Raw genomic sequence first — 18,524 nt, 5'->3', positions numbered from 1 at the left:
TGCGCGCTTGGCTCGATCCCGTGATCCACCGCGTTGCGCAATATATGCAGGATCGGCTCGAACAAAGCCTCGACCACGGTCTTGTCGGCTTCCGTCGCGTCGCCTTGTGTCACCAGCCGAACCGGCTTGCCCAGGCCTGCCGCCATGTCGCGGACCAACCGAGGAAAACGCTGAAAAACCTGGCGCAAGGGAAGCACGCGCGCACCTAACGCTGCCCGTAATAATTCCGAAGTCAGGCGTTCGAATTGCGCGTGGGATTTTTGCAGGTTCTGCCGGAGTAGATTCTGGTCCGCCGCGGCGTGAAACGCGATGGCGTGGCCAAGGGCATTTTTCGCAACCGTCAATTCGCCGGCCAGCTTCACGATGCTGTCGATGCGCGCCGTGTCGACGCGCAGCCCGCGCGTCGCTTCGCCACGTGCATTGCCTGGTTCCACGCCGGGCGGCAGGATGCTGCTTGGTTGCGCCGCACTGTCCGCGGCCGCATCGCGGGGTGGCATGGTCAAGCCAAAATGGCGCAGAATATTATGGATCACGGTGATGGCTGCACCATTGCGCCCGGCAGCACCCGCATCCACCGGCAAAGCGAGCAGGTCGGCCTGCGCCTTGAGCACGGCGACGGCATGCGGCGGCAGCAGCGGCTCGCCCGGCACGGCCTGAGAACCCGCGACAGTGGTGCCCGGCATATGGCTCGCCGCGGCACCATGAGGGGGGACTGCCTCCTGCTCGGTATGCGCCCTGAACACGGCCACGAGGCGGCTCGCGGCGGCATCGGCATCCGCGGGAAATGTTTCGAGCGCTTCCGCCGCATTCAGCCACAGCGTCATCTGATCCAGACCCGACAGGCATAAATCAATCAGCCTTTTGGAAAATGGCCGCGCGGTCGCTCTGGTCTCTGTTCGGGTCTCTGTTTGGGGCTCTGTTCGGACCTCGGAGAGCAGATCTTCCATCGCGTGGACCAGATCCGCCATCGCCGTAAAATCTACAATGCCAGCGCCACCCTTTAAGGTATGAAAGGACCTGAAAGCACTGTCGAGCCTGGCGCGGTCGGTGGGATCGTGCTCGAGGGCCAGCAGATCATGCGTCGCCTGCTCGATCAGCTCGCGCGACTCGATCAGAAATTGCTCCATGAATTCGTTCATGCCGGGATGCCGCACAGCATCAGCACATAGCCCAGCAGAATTTTTTGCGCGATCGGCTTGACCAAATAGAAATTGGCGCCGGCCTCGCGCGCCGCGGCAAAATCATGAGGCGCCCCCTCGGTGCTCGTCACCAGAGCCGGAATGGCCGAGATCGAGGTGGCGTGCCGTCGTAAGGTGCGCAGGAAGGACAGGCCGTCCATTTTCGGCATATTGACGTCGACGATAAGCAAATCCGCTGGCATGATCAACAGTTTTTCTAGCGCTTCCAGCCCGTTGAACGCCTCGTCTACGATAAAACCGTGGGGCTCGATCGCCTCGCGGTAATACATCCGCACCAGCGTGGCGTCATCGATGATGAGAATGCGCCGCGCGCCGGTTTCAATCATGGCGTTCCTCCACGGGCCGCTGGTAGACGATGGCGTCATCGTAGCGGCAGACTTCGAACAGAGCCGAAATCCGGCTCATGGATTCCGCGTGGCCGAGGCACAGATAGCCGCCGGGCAGCAGCGATTCGTACAGGTTTTCGGCGGCGATGCGCCGCGAAGCCTCATCGAAATAGATCAGCATATTTCGGCAAAATATCACGTCGAACCGTCCATAGGGCTGGGTTTCGTTAGAATTTATGACGTTTGCCGTCGAAAACGCCACGGAATCGCGGATATCGGGGATGATGCGCCAGCGCTCCTCATCCAGGCGCTCGAAATATTTGGCGATGACCGCCTCGCTGAGGCGCATCAGCGCGCGCTTGCCATAGACCCCCGCGCGGGCAGCTTGCAGCACCTGGGTGTCGATGTCGCAGCCGAGAATCTCGATATCGTGATGATCGACCTCGTCCCAGTTTTCCAGGAGCCAGATGGCGATGGAATAGGGTTCCTCGCCGGTCGAACAAGGCAGCGACCAGAGGCGCAGGCTCTGATGCATGGGTTTGAGCGCGATCCGCCGCCGGAGCAGATCGTTCGTCAAACAATGCAGTTGGTAATCCTCGCGGTAAAAATAGGTTTCATTGACGGTGAACGCGTTGATGAACGGCGCCAGCTCGACGCTGGCATGGCTGCGCAAATGCGTGAAATAGGCGGCAAAGCTTGGCAAGGCGGTCGCCGCCATGCGGTCGGCGACGCGCCGCTCAATGTAATAGCGTTTGGCCTCGGGAAAGGCCATTCCGGTTTCCTGGTACAGATAGGCGCAGAATTGTTGATACTGCTTGTCCGTCACCTGCGCAGCTCACGCATCGGCCGGGTTGGATCGCGATCTGATCCTCTGGGCAGCGGTTTTGATGGAAAACGTCAGGAATGGCTCGTCGGGGAAACGCGCCGCGCAGGCATCGAGCCCGGCCAGGTCTTCCGGATCCCCCGTTTCCGCGAGCACATCGATGGCGGTGGCGCAAACATTCAGATCCCGTTCGCTCCGGAGCAGCTGGGCGAGCGATCGTGCGGCGCGCGGCGACGCGAGGTCGCGCGCGAGGTTGCAGGCGAGGATTCTGACGTCGGTATCGGCGTCGTGCAGGAGGGGCTCGAGGTTCTCAAGCGCCAGGTCGGGCATTAATTTCAGGGCCTCCAGCGCTTCACCGTGGCGCTGGGCATCGTCGGCGCGCAGATACCGCAAAGCGACGGTAAAACTTTCCTGGCTGTCGATGCTGGCGAGGCTGGTAAAAATCGCGGCCCGGACGCGTCGATCGGTCTCGTTCGCCAATGCCTCCTCCAACGCGACAAGCGCGCCGGCGTAACCGCTAAGGCTCCGCGCGGCGGCCCAGCGCTGCTCGGCCGATGTTGCCCGCAATTCGGCGACCTTCGCCTGCTGGCCGGCAGCCGTTCTGGCAGCGGCGGCAGGCGCTGTAATGGGTTTTTTAAGTGGCATGGAACGGGGCCAATAATTTTTCGAGATGGCGCGCGATCTGTCGGAGCGGCAGCACAAAATCGGCGCCGCCGGCTTTGGCCAGCTCACCCGGCATGCCCCAGACCACGGCGGTTTCCTCGGCTTCCGCGATCGTTCTGCCGCCTGCTGCATGCAAAGCCGTCATTGCCTGCGCTCCATCATCGCCCATTCCCGTCATCAGCACCCCGACCAGCCGGTTTGGCCCCACCACCGCCATCGCGCTGCGCACCAGGCGATCCACGCTCGGATGCCAGGGATAGTCGCGTGCCGCCGGGACGCTCGCCGCGAGCAGGTCCTCGTCCTGCCGGGAGATGGTGATATCGGCATCGCCGCGTCCAATATAAACATGGCCCGGACGTAAAACTGCGGGTGCGGCAAGCTCGGTCACGGGCAGGGCGCACAGCCCGTCCAGCCGGCGCGCGAGCGGCCCGGTAAAGCCGCCGGGCATGTGCTGGGCCACCACGATCGGCCAGGGAAAGCCGATCCGCAGCGGGATCAACAGCGCCTCGAGTGCCGGCGGCCCGCCGGTGGATGTGCCGACCAGCACGAGGCCACCATGCGCCTGAAGGGCCGAAGCGGCAGCAGGCGGATTGCCGGGGGCGGGCGCGTCCTTCAGCACCTGGCTGATCCGGTGGCGCACCCGTTCGCGCAGGTTCAGGCTTTTGCGCAACCGGGCCCGCGCCGCGCCGCGGACGATTTCGACCAGCCGCGGGCCGAGTTCCTCGATCCCGAGCGAGAGCGCACGCGAGGGTTTCGGGAAGAAATCCACCGCACCGCGGCGCAAGGCTTCCAGGGTCGTATCGGCACCCTCCGGCGTCACGGAGGAGACCATGACGACCGGACAAGGCTGCTCGATCATGATCCGCTCCAGACATTCCAGCCCGTCCATGTCCGGCATGTGGATGTCCAGCGTGATGACATCCGGAGGGATGCGCCGCAGCTCTTCCAGGGCCTCCGCGCCGTTGCGGGCGAAGCGGACCTCGAAATCAGGTTCGGCCGTAAAAATGCCGCCGAGCAATTTACGCACGAGTGCGGAATCATCGACGATCAGCAGCTTGATCACGTCGCTGCAGATTTCTGCGCGGCGGCAAAATTCTCCAACAGGCCGCGTTCGGCGCGGCTGAGCAATTCTTCAGGGTTGCAGATCAAGATCATGCGGTTAACACCCGCAAGATTGAGCACGGCATGGACCAGGCTCGTGGGCTCACCGGCAAGTGAAGGCGCCGGCTCCAATTCGCTCTCCGGCGCTGACAAAACCTCCGACACGCTATCCACGATCAAACCGGCGCGGTGGCACGCGGTGCGCAGCACGACCAGACGTCGGCGCGCCAGATCACCCTCATAACGCGGCATGTCGAAGCGGCGGCGCTGATCGATCACCGGAACCACGTCGCCGCGCAGATTAACCACGCCTTCGAGAAATTTCGGCGTTTTCGGCAGGCGCGTGATTTTGTCCGGCACCGCGGCGATTTCGTCGACCGCCGCAATCGGCAGGCCGAATTCCTCCGCACCCAGCCGGAACACGAGGAACCGCGCCAACTTCGTCTGGCCTCCATGCCCGCGGGTTGGTGATATTGCCTGCGCCGTCGTGTCGCCGAGCCGCTTCATGACATCGTCCCCGAACAGAGTTGCGGCGGCGAGAATTGCCGTCAGCCGGTCGCCGGACGCGTTGCGATGGATCGCACGGATCCGGGCCTCTCCGCCGGTGCGCGCCGCCAGCACCGATGGCGCGGGCTGGATCGATGCCGGATCGGCATGCATGATCGCCCGCGCATTATCGGCGACCAGACCGACCAGTACGCCGGATATGGATGTGACGATGATTTTGGCGCGCCAATCCAGTTCCGGCGCCCCCAGGCCGAGCAGGCCGTGCAATGAGAGCAGCGGCAACAGGGTTTCGCGCAGTGCGATCACGCCAAGGATCATGGGGTCGGTTCGCGGCACGATGGTGATGGCGGAGGGCACGGCGATGATTTCCTGCACCTCCTCCATGGGCAGAGCGTAATCCTGACCGGCGACCTCGAAGCTGACGAGCAAAGTCGGTGCCGCGGCCGCCGGTTCGGCTTGCGTGGGCGAGCCGGGGTCACGGCGCGGCGCGCTTCTTCTGACACTCTGTCGCGGCACGAAAGAGGCCGCGAGAAGGCTTGCAATGTCGAGGATTTTTGCCGCCTCATGGGCGGCACCGGTGAAGAATGCGCTGAGCAGCTTCTCACCGGCCGCCGCCGGCAGGGCCGCCTGGCGGGTTTCGATCCGCGTTTCATCGAGGGCGACGATCGTGTCGACCGCATCGACCACCAAGGCGGCCGGCGCGGCGCCGCCCAGCACGATGGCGCGCGCGGTATCGCCCAGCGTTTCGCCGGTGCCCCCCAGCATGGTCTTCACGCTTGCCACGGCAATGACCGAACCCCGAAGGCTGGCCATGCCGAGCAAAGCCGGCGGGGCCTGTGGCAAGCGCGCCACAGGCGGTACATGGATGATTTCCGCGACGTCCTCGGCGGCAAGTGCATAACACTGGCCGCCGACCCGGAACGTCAGGAAGCGACGGATCGTGGTGGCGGGCAAAGCGGGCGAAGAACCGTCAGCCATTCGCGGCGTTGATCGTGTCGGCCAGCGAGGCAATTTCCTCGATCGCCGCGGCGAGATCTTCCGCCCCCTTGGCCTGCTGCCCGGCCGTCACGGCGGCCTGGCGCGACGCCGAACTCGCCTCTTCCGCCGCCGCGGCGATTTGCCGTGCGCCCACAACGCTCTGCGACACCGAAGCGAACATCGACTGCGCGCCGCCTTGGATGGATTGGTTGGCCTGCGCCAGGGCGGCCAGATCAAGCTCGATGCGGTCGATAGCGCCGAATAACAGACCGTTGCGCTCCGCCTCCGCCTCGCCGGCCTCGGTGATATGGTCGAGATTGCGGCGCACTGAGGCGATCTGCTCGATGATGCCGCGCACTGTGTCTTTCACTTGATCCGCACTGTCGGTTGCCTCCAAAGCCAGGCCCCTGATATCGCTCGATACCAAGGCAAAGCCGCGGCCGGATTCGCCGGCGCGCGCCGCTTCCACCGCGCCGCTGACCGCCAGCATCGTCGTCTGCACCGCGACCAGCCCGATTTTATCCGTGACTTTCTCAATCCGCCGGCTGACCTGATCGAGCCCGGTAATCATGTCCAGACTGGCGCGGGTTTGCGCCAGCGCGCGGCGCACGCCGTCGGTCAGCGCCGTCACCAGCTGCCGGTTTTTGCCAATGGCGGCAATCATGCCGGTAGCGTGCTCGGCCGCGCGCTTGGCGTTGCGCTCGATGAGGCCCGCGCTCGTCTCGATCTGCGACAAGGCGGCGGAGCTTTGCTGTGTTGCCCCGGCCTGCTGCTGGGCGCCGCGATTGATCTGGTCGACGGCGACCATGATTTGCGCCGCCGCACCGGAAAGTTCCTGAACGGTGGCGGAGAGTTCCTCAGCGGCGGCGCCGATCTGCTGAGCACCGGCGGCGCCGTTTTTAGCGCTCAGCAAGTCTTCGGCCAATTTGGCCAGGGAGTGGGCGGCAATCTGCCCCTGATCAAGCGACTTGGCCTGCTCCTGAACGCCGCGTTGGGCCTCGTCGGCGGCGGCGGACTGTTCACTGGCAGCACTCGCGACCTGTTCGGCGCCGCGCAAGGCCTCGGTTGCAGCATGCTCGATGCCGCTGGCGGCGGCGAGAATCTCCTGTGCTGCCTGGGTCATGTCGATCATGTCCTGGCGCAGATCATCCAGGGAAGCGGCAATCGAAAGGCCGGCTTTGGTTTGCGCTGCCGCATCCTCCGCCGCCGCGGCGACCGTCTGTACGATAGCCAGGATGTCGCGCTCGCTCGTCTGCGCGAAATTCAGCACCTCCTGCGCGCTCTTCTCGGTGGTTTCGGCCAAGGCACGGACTTCCTCGGCAACAACTGCAAAGCCGCGTCCCTGCTCGCCGGCCCGGGCGGCTTCGATCGCGGCATTCAGCGCCAGCAGGTTGGTCTGGTCGGAAATACGGCTGACCGTGCGGGTGATCTCGCCGATTGCCTGCGCCCGGCGTTCCAGTTCCGCAATCACCACGATCGAAGCTTGCTGGCGGGCGATATTCCGGTCGAGCGAGCGCACTGACGCCGTAATCTGGGCAGAGGTTTCGGCCAACAAGGTCTGGACAGCTGCCGTCCTGTGGTCGCAGGCTTCGCTCTCGCCCCGTGCCAGCGCGAGGTTTGCCGTGATGTTTTTGATCGCAGCGGATTGTTCCTGCGAAGCGCCCGCGGCCTCCTCGGCGCCGGCCGCGATCTGCTCCATGGCGCGGCGCAGCTCTTCGGCCGCAGCGGCGGCCTCGCTCAACCCGGCCGCCAGCTCTTCGGTCGCCGCCGCGACACGTTCAGCGGCCCGTTTCTGCTCATCATATTCTGGCGCAGGACCCGATGTCACCGGCTGCGGCCGGAAGGGGGAGATACGCTGCGTCGTACTGCGGGTGTCGGTCTCACGGCTGAAATTTTAGACTTTTTTACCAAAGCCATCAGAATCTCCCCCCCGCAGTTCATTTCGTTGATAGTCTTAATTTTAGGTGTCGGCGAGCCCTGGGTTTTGCAACCAAAACATCTAAATTTCTGTTTTTTTGATAAAATCTGCAACCAGAATGCGCAATGTCTCCAGCGACAGGAAATCCAGGACGATGGCGACGTAGCCGCTGATCTCGCGGCCCTTGAGGCTGAAATTAATGCGCACGAACAAAATGCCGTCATCCACCTCGGATGGCGAGAGATCGAAAAAATCCAAGCCGCTGCCGCGGACAATTTCCGGCAGAGACATCGTCAGGCTGCGCTCCAGAAGGTTGGCAATGGTCGCCATGCAGCCATTCAGAATAATATTGCCAATCTCGGCCAGCGCCTCCTGCTCCAGCTCGATGATATCCTCCAGAGATAAATCGCCTGCGGTGACCGCACGGACCAGCTCGAGGCTGTTGGTCTCCGGGAAAATCAACAGGGCGCAGCCGGAAAACTCCCCTTGAAAGCCCTGCCGGACGGCCACGAGAAGGTTGGCATTGCTCGGACTGATCAGTTCAGCGGCTTCGGGCCGCAAAAGAATGGCGAGCGAAGGAACCGTCAGATGAACCTGCTCGCCCACAAGTTCGCGCAGACTGTTAGCCGCACGACTGACCCCGATATTTATCAATTCTGTCAAAGCATCGAATTCGAGTTCGGTTAAGAAGTTGGTGGATGATGACAAATTTGTGATCCTACCGACGGGTCCAGAAAAATATCAGGAGCGGCAACCCTGCAAAGACGTAGAGCAAAGCCGTCCCCTTTTACATTAACCTCCGACGTGGAGAAGTCTCTTCGTTCCGCCCGTGGTCCTTAAAGACGGGCCCTTAAAGATCGGCGACAAATCCCTGAGCCCGATTACGGTAATATTCCTGCCTGGTTCGAATGCCAAGCCGCGCGGTCTCCGCCTCCAGCTCTTTCAAGCGTTCGAGCTGATCATCGATTTGGTAGCTCGGCGACGCTGGTCGTGATGCTCTTCATCAGCGTCTGCACGGCCTCCGCGGCCTGGTCAGGGAGGCCCGCCTCGATCGCGCGCAGGATGGCCTCGTGCATGGCCTTGTCGGCACCTTGCCCCAGATGCTCCAGCTCGTTCAGCAACGCATGCGTGTTCGCGATCGCGGACGCGGCGAAATAGCGGAACAACTCCTCGAGTGCCTCGTTGTGTGAGGCACGGACGATGCCGAAATGGAAGGCGATATCGCGCTCGGCGAAGGTCGCTAAGTCCTCCTTCGCCGGAGCGTCTCCCCGCTCCTCGAACAGGCGGGTGAGCTCTTTCACCTCCGCCTCGGTGCGCCGCATGGCGGCGAGCCTTGCCGGGCCCTGCTCGAGGATGGCGCGAATCTCGAAATGCGCGAGACTGCCCGCGCGGCTGACACGCCGCATGATTTCGGCGGGATCGATATTGGAGCGGACATAGGTACCGTCGCCCTGTCGGACCTCAAGGACGTTAGCATGCGACAGCACGCTGACCGCCTCGCGCACTGTGTTGCGGCTCACCTGAAGCTTCTCGGCGAGTTCCGCTTCCTTGGGGATACGCTCACCGATGGGCCAGGCGCCGGTTTCCACCTGCGCGCGGATCGCCTCGATCACCGAACTGACGAGGGACCGGCGCGACGCCTGGGGCAGAGCGAATTCCTTGACCATTTTGACGTTATCTCCCGTTGGGGCGCCGTAAGGCGGCGCATCCGGTCGTCCCGGCCTTAGATGGGGTGACCCGATCTTTCAATGCGATGTCGGAAATATGTTCTCCCATCCGCCGCCGAGCGCGGTGTAGATCTGCGCGATCGCGACATCCGTGTCGGTCGTCGGCGTTCAGCACGTTGAGGAAGTCTGCGGCACCTTGTGCGTACTGCGCTGGTGCGCCGGTAGTCGATCACCGCCTGCTTCTGCTGCGCGCGGCGGAGTCGGAGCTGGCCGCGCAATTGTCCGCCTTCGAACAAGGGCAGGCTGATCGTCGGGCCGACTGCATATTGCCGCGCGTTCCAGAAGCCGAGTCCGGTCGCATCCAGCGCCTGGATATCGAAGCTGCCGGAGAGGCTGACATCGGGATAGAAATCGGCCTACGCGGCGCCGATATTTGCCGTCGCCTCATGCAGCTGAGCCGCGGCCTGCCGGATATAGGGCCGGCGTTCGGCGAGCTGTGACGGCAACCCGATCGGTACGCCGGGCGGGATTGGCGGCAACGGCTTCGCGGGCGCGAGTTCGGCCGAAAGCGTGCGGGGCGGCGCACCGATCAGGTAGCTGAGCGCGTTGATCAGCCGCCGCAGAGCGGCCGAGCTTCGTCAGCGTGGCCTGACGCAGCGCCACAGGCTCGCGCAGGGAGGCGGCCGGCACATGGATGCTGCGCAGCAGCTCTCCCGGCCGCAGGACATTGGAATGGTTGCCGGTGACGAAATCGACCACGGGCACGGTCCGTGGTGCGCCCCGGCGCGGCCACAGCGTGCAGACGCTGTCCAGCGCGGCCGTTAGCGAGATCATCGGCCCGGCCGGCAGGGACATGCAGAGATTCCCCCCGATTGTCGCGACATTCGAGATCTTGAACGAGGCAAGGAAGGCGTTGCAGCACGCGTTCAGCAGCGGGAACGCGTTCCAACCTCCCTCAGCCACTGTCGGGGGCTGGTCATGGGCAATCTCGGCGATGCGGCAGGTGGCCGCGAACGTCAGCCATCTGCCGTGGCCTGGATCGGTTCCCAGCCTAGCCCGGGGAGATCGATCAATGTGTCCGTCCCCGGCTGCGGCTCTGTTCTCCCGCTCACGTACACCCGTTAAAGTTGATGTCGCTAAAAGAGATATATTGTTCTGACGCCGAAAATGTTAGGAAGGTTCTCTCGCTCATGATCCATTCACGTGATCCTGCGTCTCAGCCCGCGAGGCAGCGTGCTCTCGCGGGCTGATGGCCGACGGAGCCCGGGGGTTTTCTTTCATCGCCCCGACCTGCCACCAGCCTGCCTCCGTGCTCAATCTCGTCAAGGACGCTAACGCGCCGCTGCGCGATGGCCTCTACGAGAGGCCATCGCTGACAAGATTTCCGCGCGGTGGCTTGTCGATGGTAGGTCGGGACGAAGGAACAGGCGCTTTGCGGATCGAACAAAGGAACATTTGATGATGACAATTGGCTCGATCTCTAAGCGCTAAAAAATTCATTTTTATCAATTTCTTATGTTGATATCTATGTCAGCCCCAAACTTAATTGTCACATCTTTTCAAGGCGTTGAAACGAGACATCTTTTGATCTGAAAAAAATCCATAACTTAACGAAGCTCATGCCCCTGCTTCCCAGCGCAAAACATCACTCCACGGTGACGGATTTGGCGAGGTTGCGCGGCTGGTCGACATCCGTGCCCTTCAGCACCGCGACGTGATAGGCGAGCATCTGCACCGGGATGGCGTAGAGGATCGGTGCGGCGAAGGGATCGATCTGGGGCAGGATGATCGTCTCGGCGGCGATGCTGTGCAGCTTTGCCGCGCCGGCTTGGTCCGAGAACACCACGATCTGCCCGCCGCGGGCCGCCGCCTCCTGCAGGTTGGAGGCGGTTTTCTCGAAGAGCGGGCCAGAGGGGCAGATGGCGATCACCGGCACGGCCTTGTCGATGAGCGCGATCGGCCGGTGCTTCATCTCGCCGGCGGCGTAGCCCTCGGCGTGGATGTAGCTGATTTCCTTCAGTTTCAAGGCACCTTCCAGTGCGATGGGAAAGCATCCCCCGCGGCCCAGATAGAGCACGTCGCGGGCTTCGGCGATGCGCGCCGCGAGCCGCCGGATCGGCCCGTCATCCTCGAGAATTTCTGCAGCCTTGGCAGGGATTTCCCGCAGCACGTCGCAGAGCCGGGCGATTTCAGCCTCCGGCAATGTGCCGCGCGCCAGCGCCACTTTCAGCGCAAACACCGCCATGACCGTGAGCTGCGCGGTGAACGCCTTGGTGCTGGCGACGCCGATTTCCGGCCCGGCGATGGTCTCCAGCATGGCGTCGCTCTCGCGCGCCATGGTGCTCTCCGGCACGTTGAGGATCGACAGGATCTTCTGGCCCTCGGCGCGCATATAGCGCAGCGCCGCCAGCGTGTCGGCGGTCTCGCCGGACTGGCTGACCAGCATTCCCAGCCCGCCGGGCGGCAGCGGCGGCGCGCGGTAGCGGAATTCGCTCGCCACATCCGCATCCACCGGCAGCCTTGCCAGGCTCTCCAGCCAGAATTTGGCGGTCAGACCGGCATAATAGGCGGAGCCGCAGGCGCTCATGGTCAGGCGCGGCACGGTCGCGAGGTCGAAGGGCAGATCGGGCAACATCGGCAGCCGCGTGCCGGCATCGATCATCCGATGCACCACGTCGCCGATCACCACCGGATGCTCGTGCAGCTCCTTTTCCATGAAGTGGCGGAAATTGCCCTTTCCGATGGAGGCGCCGGTGAGATTGGTGAGCTTTACCGCACGCTGTACCTCAGCGCCGGCGCGGTCGAAGAAGGTGGCGCTCTCGCGCGTCACCACCACGCAGTCGCCGTCTTCGAGATAGGCGATCTTGCGGGTGAGGGGGGCGAGCGCCAACGCATCGGAACCCAGATACATTTCCTGATCACCAAACCCCACCGCCAGCGGCGCCCCGCGCTGCGCGCCGATCATCAGCTCGGAATGGCCGGTGAAAATCAGCGCCAGGGCATAGGCGCCTTCCAGCCGCGCAAAGGCGGCCTTCGCCGCTTCGATCGGCGAAAAACCCTGTTTCAGCAGCAGGTCGAGCAGCTGCGCCACCGTCTCGGTGTCGGTGTCGGTGGAGAATTCCTGGCCTGCAGCTTCCAGTTCGGCACGCAGTTCGGCGTGGTTCTCGATGATGCCATTATGCACCACCGCGACCCGGGCGGTGCCGTGCGGATGCGCGTTCGATTCGGTGGGGGCACCATGGGTCGCCCAGCGCGTATGGCCGATGCCGGTGACGCCCGGCAGTGGCTGCCGCTCCAGGGCTTCGGTGAGATTGACGAGCTTGCCCTCGGCGCGGCGGCGCTCGATATGCCCGTTGACCAGCGTGGCGATGCCGGCGCTGTCATAACCGCGATATTCCAGGCGCTTCAAGCCATCCAAAAGCAGAGGCGCCGCCGCTCCAGTGCCCACCACGCCCACAATGCCGCACATAGATTTGTATCCCTTCTATTCTCTTCCGGCGGTAGCGTCCGTCGCCGCTCCGTGTCAAAGCCTAGAGCAACATCCGATCGAATGAATTCATTAGATCGGATGAAGTTGCTCGCTTAAACAAAGACCTAGAGCAGGTTCCGTGAGCATAAGCGAACGGAACCCGCTCTAGGAAAGTCAATTGATGTGACGGAGTATTTCATGCGCGCTGTGGTGTTCGACCTGGATGGCACTCTCATCGATTCCGACCCGGACATCCGGGCTGCGCTCAACCGCGTGCTGGCAGAAGAAGGGCTGGCGCCGCTGACCACGGCGGAGGTGCAGAGCATGATCGGCGATGGCGCCAAGGCGCTGGTGGAGCGCGGCTTCGCTGCCCGCGGCCACGCCGCGCATGAGGACCACGTGGCCGCCTTCATCGCCGATTACGAGGCAAACGCCGTGGTCGAGACCGTGCCCTATCCCGGCATCGTCGAGGCCCTGCAGGTGTTGAGCGAGGCCGGCCATCCGCTCGGCGTGTGCACCAACAAGCCGGTGGTGGCCGCCCGCAATGTGCTGGCGGCGCTAGGGTTGGACAAATATTTCCGCGCCATCGTCGGCGGCGATTCCACGGCCTACCGCAAGCCGAACCCGAAGCACCTGGCCGCGGTGCTGCAGGCGCTGGGCGCCGCGCCGGAGCGTGCGGTCATGGTCGGTGACCACGCCAACGACATCGCCGCCGCCGCCGGGCTCGGCGTGCCGAGCATTTTCGTGAGCTGGGGGTATGGAAAAGCGCAGGGCAGCCATACCATCGATAAAGCGCTTGATTTGCCCGGTTTGGTTGCGCAAATGGGTTGACGTCGTGCGCTCAGAGGCCCATCTGATAATCAGGACCAAACAGGTCCAGTATCGGAGCGCACATGCTGAGATTGTCACGCCTGACCGATTACGCCGTCGTCGTCCTGGTGCGCCTCAGCGCCGCCGAGGGGGTCGCGACGTCGCCGGGAATCTCGGCCTCGATTGGCATCCCCGAACCGACCGTCGCCAAGGTGCTCAAGGCGCTGGCGGGGCAGGGGCTTGTCACCTCGACCCGTGGCGCGCATGGCGGCTACCGCCTGGGGCGTCCGCTGAGCGAGGTCGCCATTTCCGAGGTGATCGTGGCGATCGACGGGCCGATCGCGCTGACGTCCTGTGTCGACGGGGTCGAGGGGTGCGATAGCCATTTGCTCTGCCCCATGGCCGGTCGCTGGAACCCGGTGAACGACGCGATCCGGTATGCGCTCTCGAATATCTCCCTCGCCGACATGGCCGCCGCTTCGATTCCCCGCGCGCTGCGCCCGCCGGTCACTGCATCTTTCAATGAGGTCGCCTGATGTCTGCCACTGCTGAAACCCGCGAAACCGTCGAGGCGTTGAACGCCACAAAATACAAATACGGTTTCTCCACCGAGATCGCTATGGATGAGTTCCCGAAGGGACTCAATGAGGAGATCGTCCGTCTGATTTCTGCGAAGAAGCAGGAGCCGGAATGGATGCTCGCCTGGCGCCTGAAAGCCTACGAGACCTGGAAGAGCATGGAGGAGCCGAACTGGGCGCGCGTCTCCTATCCGAAGATCGACTATAACGACATCTATTATTACGCCGCACCGTCCGGCCCGGCGCCGAAATCGCTCGACGAGGTCGATCCCGACCTGATCGCGATGTACGAGAAGCTCGGCATTCCGCTGAACGAGCGCGCGGCACTGGCCGGCGTGGCGGTGGATGCGGTGTTCGACTCGGTGTCGGTCGCCACCACCTTCCGTGAATCTCTGGCCAAGGTCGGCGTGATCTTCTGCCCGATCTCCGAGGCGGTGCGCGAGCATCCTGAGCTGGTGCGCAAATATCTCGGCTCGGTGGTCCCGGTCGGCGACAATTTCTTCTCGGCGCTGAACTCCGCCGTGTTCTCCGATGGCAGCTTCGTGTTCATCCCCAAGGGGGTGCGCTGCCCGATGGAGCTGTCCACCTATTTCCGCATCAATGCGCGCAATACCGGCCAGTTCGAGCGCACGCTGATCATCGCCGAGGACGGCGCCAGCGTCTCCTACCTCGAAGGCTGCACCGCGCCGATGCGCGATGAGAACCAGCTGCATGCCGCCGTGGTTGAGCTGGTGGCGATGGACGACGCCAAGATCAAATATTCCACCGTGCAGAACTGGTATCCCGGCGATGCCGACGGCAAAGGCGGGATCTACAATTTCGTCACCAAGCGCGGCGCCTGCCGTGGCAAGAATTCGAAGATTTCCTGGACGCAGGTGGAAACCGGTTCCGCCGTCACCTGGAAATATCCATCCTGCATCCTGCAGGGCGATGGCTCGGTGGGCGAGTTCTACTCGGTGGCGCTGACGCATAACTATCAGCAGGCCGATACCGGCACGAAGATGATCCATATCGGCAAGAACACCAGCTCGACGATCATCTCCAAGGGTATTTCTGCCGGCCATTCGAACAACACCTATCGCGGCCTGGTGAAGATCATGCCCGGCGCCACGAATGCGCGTAATTTCACGCAGTGCGACTCACTGCTGATCGGCGACCAGTGCGGCGCGCACACGGTGCCGTATATCGAAAACCGGAACCCCTCGGCGAAGATCGAGCACGAGGCGACGACCTCGAAGATCGCCGATGATCAGCTCTTCTATTGCCGCTCGCGCGGCCTCTCGGAAGAGGATGCGGTCGGGCTCATCGTGAACGGGTTCTGCAAGGATGTGTTGAAGGAATTGCCCATGGAGTTTGCTGTTGAAGCACAGAAATTGCTGGCCGTCTCATTGGAAGGCTCAGTGGGCTAAAAGTGCAGCGCAGAAACTGCTGGCAGTGTCATTGGAAGGTTCGGTAGGCTAAAAATGCTTGAAATTAAAAATCTGACGGCGCGGATTGAAGACAAGGAAATTCTGCGCGGTGTTGACCTGGTGGTTCCCGATGGCCAGATCCACGCCATCATGGGCCCGAACGGCGCCGGCAAGTCCACGCTGTCCTATGTGCTTTCGGGCCGTGAGGGCTATGAGGTCACGGGCGGCGAGGTGATCTATAACGGCCAGGACCTGCTGGCCATGGAGCCGGAAGAGCGTGCCGCCGCCGGCGTGTTTCTCGCCTTCCAGTATCCGGTGGAACTGCCGGGCGTGGGCAACGCCAACTTCATCCGCACCGCGCTGAACGCCGTGCGCCGCGCCCGCGGCGAGGACGAGCTGGACGCGGTGGCTTTCCTGAAGCTGGCGCGCGCCGCGGTCAAGTCGCTCTCGATGCAGGACGACATGCTCAAGCGCAACGTCAATGTCGGCTTCTCCGGCGGTGAGAAAAAGCGCAACGAGGTGCTGCAGATGGCGCTGTTGCAGCCGGGCCTGGCGATCCTCGACGAGACCGATTCCGGCCTCGACATCGACGCGCTGAAAATCGTCGCCGACGGCGTGAACGCGCTGCGCGGGCCGAAATTCTCGTCGCTGGTCATCACCCACTATCAGCGCCTGCTCGACCATATCGTGCCTGATCGCGTGCACGTGTTGGCGGCCGGCCGCATCGTGCGCTCCGGCGGCCCGGAACTGGCCAAGGAACTGGAAGCCCGCGGCTATGCCGGGCTGGAAGAAGCAGCCTGATCATGACTGCCCTTCCGACCCGTAAGTTGGAGGCGTTCCGCTACACCGATCTGCGGCCGCTCTCTGCCATTAGTTTTGTTTCCGCTCCGCCGGTCACCGGCGTGGCGGCGTTGCCGGATCTCGGTCTGCCGCGTCTGGTATTCCTGAACGGCGTGTTCAGCGAGACGCTTTCCTCGAGCTTTCCCTATGTGAAGCCTTTCGCGACGTTCGCGGAAGAGTCGACGCTGCCGCTGCCGCTGATCAATGCGGAACACGCGGCCGACGGCATCACGCTTTCGGTGCCGGAAGGTGTCGATGCCGGGGCGATCGTTCTGGTGTCCTACGCTGCCGGCGCAGAACCTTTCGCGTTCCATCCGCGCCACCGCATCACGCTCGGCGCGGGCGCCAAGCTCACGATCATCGAGATCAACAAGGGCGAAGGCGTGTACTGGCACAATCCGGTCACCGACGTTGTCGTGGGGGAGGGCGCGACGCTGTCGCATTTCCGCCTGCAGGCGGAAAGCACGGAGGCGTTCCATCTCGCCACCATCCGCGCGGACATCGCCGCGAACGGGGCTTATGAGGCCTTCACCGCGGTCATGGGGGCGAAGCTCTCGCGTGCGGAATTCCATGCCACGTTGACGGGGCCGCAGGCGCATACGCATCTCAACGCGGCGCAGCTGCTGCGTGGCACCCAGCATGGCGATTTCACTTCGGTGGTGAATCATAAGGCGCCGAACTGCACCTCACGCCAGACCGTGAAATCGGTGCTCGACGATGCCGCGCGCGGCGTCTTCCAGGGCCGCATCGAGGTCGACCAGATCGCGCAGAAGACCGACGGCTACCAGATGAACCAGGCGCTGTTGCTCTCAGCTACAGCGGAGATGGACATCAAGCCGGAGCTGCAGATTTTCGCCGATGACGTGAAATGCAGCCATGGTGCGACCATCGGTGCGCTCGACCCGGAGCAGATCTTCTATCTGCGCTCGCGCGGCATCGCGGAGGCGGAAGCGCGCTCGATCCTGATCCGCGCCTTCCTGCACGAGGCGCTTGAGCCGGTCACGCATGAGGTGGCGCGTGAGATGTTCGAGGCCGCCATCGAAAGCTGGTGGGCCGCATGAGTGTCGCGCTGAAATCCATGCCATTCGAGATCGCGAAAATCCGCAAGGATTTTCCGATCCTCGATGCCCAAGTCCATGGCAAGAAGCTGGTCTTCCTGGACTCCGCCGCCTCGGCCCAAAAGCCGCGCGCGGTGATCGATGCCATGGTGCATGTGATGGAAGCGCAATACGCTAACGTGCATCGCGGCTTGCACTACATGTCGGAGAAAACCTCCGACGCCTATGAGGCCGTGCGCGACAAGACCGCCGCCTTGCTGAACGCGGCGTCGCGGGAGGAGATCGTCTTCACCCGCAACGCCACGGAGGCGATCAACCTCGTCGCCTATACTTATGGGCGCACCGCTTTGCGGTCCGGCGATGCGATCGTGGTCTCCGAGATGGAGCATCACGCGAACCTCGTCCCGTGGCAGATGCTGCGGGACGCGCATGGCATAGAGCTGCGCATCGCCAAGATCACCGACGAAGGCGAGTTGGACTTCGCCTCGCTGGAGGAACAGTTCGCTGACGGCAAGGTCAAACTGCTCGCCGTCACGCACATGTCCAACGTGCTCGGCAGCTACACCCCGGCCGAGCGCCTGGCGGCGTTCGCGCATGAGCGGGGCGCAAGAATCCTGCTCGACGGGTCGCAGGCGGTGGTGCATCGCCGCATCGACGTGCAGGCCATCGACGCTGATTTCTACGTCTTCTCCGGGCACAAGCTCTACGGCCCCACCGGCATCGGCGTGCTCTATGGTCGCGAGGAACTGCTCCGGGAAATGCCGCCCTGGCAGGGCGGCGGCGACATGATTCTCACCGTGACCTTCGAGCGCACGACCTACAACGACCTGCCCTACAAGTTCGAGGCCGGAACACCCAACATTTCCGGCGCGGTGGGTCTGGGCGCTGCCATCGACTACGTCGAGTCGCTGGGAATCGAGGCGATCGGCGCCCATGAACACGGGCTGCTCGAGGCCGCAACCGCGGCCCTCACGGCGATCCCCGGCCTGCGCCTCATCGGTACCGCCAAAGACAAGGCGGCGGTGGTCTCGTTTGTATTGGACGGCATCCATCCCCATGATCTGGGAACCATCCTGGATGCCGAAGGGGTCGCCGTGCGCACCGGCCACCACTGCGCCCAACCGGTGATGGATTTCTTCAGTATTCCGGCGACGGCCCGCGCCTCGTTCGCCTGTTAC

The 18,524-nt window shown here is 63.3% G+C and carries 18 protein-coding genes; 6 read left to right on the top strand and 12 right to left on the bottom strand.

The features are described from left to right. The 12 genes from VGG47_RS00090 to glmS form a co-directional block, all read right to left on the bottom strand. Positions 1–1,139, bottom strand: a 1,139-nt coding sequence (locus VGG47_RS00090; protein WP_331534805.1) for an Hpt domain-containing protein, incomplete at its 3' end; no start/stop codon positions are given. Continuing rightward, positions 1,136–1,525, bottom strand: coding sequence for a response regulator transcription factor (locus tag VGG47_RS00085; RefSeq protein WP_331534804.1), 390 nt, complete (start codon positions 1,523–1,525; stop codon positions 1,136–1,138). The genes VGG47_RS00085 and VGG47_RS00090, both read right to left, overlap by 4 nt. Next, positions 1,518–2,351, bottom strand: a complete 834-nt coding sequence (locus tag VGG47_RS00080; RefSeq protein WP_331534803.1) for a CheR family methyltransferase — start codon at positions 2,349–2,351, stop codon at positions 1,518–1,520. Before VGG47_RS00080 ends, VGG47_RS00085 begins: the two co-directional genes overlap by 8 nt. A gap of 9 nt (positions 2,352–2,360) precedes the next feature. Continuing rightward, a complete protein-coding gene (locus tag VGG47_RS00075) occupies positions 2,361–2,993 on the bottom strand; it encodes a HEAT repeat domain-containing protein (protein ID WP_331534802.1) in 633 nt (210 codons plus the stop codon). Next, a complete protein-coding gene (gene cheB, locus VGG47_RS00070; RefSeq protein ID WP_331534801.1) occupies positions 2,983–4,074 on the bottom strand; it encodes a chemotaxis-specific protein-glutamate methyltransferase CheB in 1,092 nt (363 codons plus the stop codon). The genes VGG47_RS00075 and cheB overlap by 11 nt, the downstream gene beginning before the upstream one ends. Then, a complete protein-coding gene (locus tag VGG47_RS00065) occupies positions 4,071–5,597 on the bottom strand; it encodes a chemotaxis protein CheW (RefSeq protein WP_331534800.1) in 1,527 nt (508 codons plus the stop codon). The genes cheB and VGG47_RS00065 overlap by 4 nt, the downstream gene beginning before the upstream one ends. Next, on the bottom strand, positions 5,590–7,425 hold the full coding sequence (locus VGG47_RS00060; protein ID WP_331534799.1) for a methyl-accepting chemotaxis protein: 1,836 nt from the start codon (positions 7,423–7,425) through the stop codon (positions 5,590–5,592). Before VGG47_RS00060 ends, VGG47_RS00065 begins: the two co-directional genes overlap by 8 nt. Before the next feature lie 171 nt (positions 7,426–7,596). Next, positions 7,597–8,223: a chemotaxis protein CheX gene (locus VGG47_RS00055; RefSeq protein WP_331534798.1), complete on the bottom strand. Its 627-nt coding sequence runs from the start codon at positions 8,221–8,223 to the stop codon at positions 7,597–7,599. Positions 8,224–8,474: 251 nt separating this feature from the next. Further along, complete coding sequence (locus tag VGG47_RS00050; protein WP_331534797.1) at positions 8,475–9,182, bottom strand: FadR/GntR family transcriptional regulator; 708 nt, start codon at positions 9,180–9,182, stop codon at positions 8,475–8,477. 56 nt (positions 9,183–9,238) lie between these two features. Then, entirely contained in the window at positions 9,239–9,547 is a 309-nt protein-coding gene (locus VGG47_RS00045; protein ID WP_331534809.1) for a hypothetical protein, read from the bottom strand. A 79-nt stretch (positions 9,548–9,626) separates the two neighbouring features. Continuing rightward, the gene (locus VGG47_RS00040) at positions 9,627–10,145 is read right to left on the bottom strand and encodes an FAD binding domain-containing protein (RefSeq protein WP_408841188.1); all 519 of its coding nucleotides are present in this window, start codon (positions 10,143–10,145) and stop codon (positions 9,627–9,629) included. Between the two features lie 682 nt (positions 10,146–10,827). Then, the gene (gene glmS / locus VGG47_RS00035; protein ID WP_331534796.1) at positions 10,828–12,651 is read right to left on the bottom strand and encodes a glutamine--fructose-6-phosphate transaminase (isomerizing); all 1,824 of its coding nucleotides are present in this window, start codon (positions 12,649–12,651) and stop codon (positions 10,828–10,830) included. A gap of 198 nt (positions 12,652–12,849) precedes the next feature. Here glmS and gph point away from each other — a divergent pair, with 198 nt between their 5' ends. From gph to VGG47_RS00005, 6 genes are all read left to right on the top strand, one after another. Continuing rightward, positions 12,850–13,482 carry a phosphoglycolate phosphatase gene (gene gph, locus VGG47_RS00030; RefSeq protein ID WP_331534795.1) on the top strand — a complete coding sequence of 211 codons (633 nt, stop codon included), beginning with the start codon at positions 12,850–12,852 and terminating at the stop codon, positions 13,480–13,482. A 62-nt stretch (positions 13,483–13,544) separates the two neighbouring features. After that, positions 13,545–13,997 (top strand): SUF system Fe-S cluster assembly regulator, encoded by a 453-nt coding sequence (locus VGG47_RS00025; protein WP_331534794.1) that lies wholly within the window; start codon positions 13,545–13,547, stop codon positions 13,995–13,997. Further along, on the top strand, positions 13,997–15,448 hold the full coding sequence (gene sufB, locus VGG47_RS00020; RefSeq protein ID WP_331534793.1) for a Fe-S cluster assembly protein SufB: 1,452 nt from the start codon (positions 13,997–13,999) through the stop codon (positions 15,446–15,448). The genes VGG47_RS00025 and sufB overlap by 1 nt, the downstream gene beginning before the upstream one ends. 54 nt (positions 15,449–15,502) lie before the next feature. Beyond that, positions 15,503–16,249, top strand: a complete 747-nt coding sequence (gene sufC / locus VGG47_RS00015; protein WP_331534792.1) for a Fe-S cluster assembly ATPase SufC — start codon at positions 15,503–15,505, stop codon at positions 16,247–16,249. 2 nt (positions 16,250–16,251) lie between these two features. Next, complete coding sequence (gene sufD / locus VGG47_RS00010; protein WP_331534791.1) at positions 16,252–17,349, top strand: Fe-S cluster assembly protein SufD; 1,098 nt, start codon at positions 16,252–16,254, stop codon at positions 17,347–17,349. Next, on the top strand, positions 17,346–18,524 hold a 1,179-nt coding region (locus tag VGG47_RS00005; protein WP_331534790.1), incomplete at its 3' end, for a SufS family cysteine desulfurase. The genes sufD and VGG47_RS00005, both read left to right, overlap by 4 nt.

Origin of the sequence: Acidocella sp., assembly GCF_036489515.1 — a bacterium.
GTDB lineage: Bacteria > Pseudomonadota > Alphaproteobacteria > Acetobacterales > Acetobacteraceae > Acidocella.
Note: the sequence above shows the minus strand (reverse complement) of the source record. Positions and strands in the feature narration are given on the sequence as shown.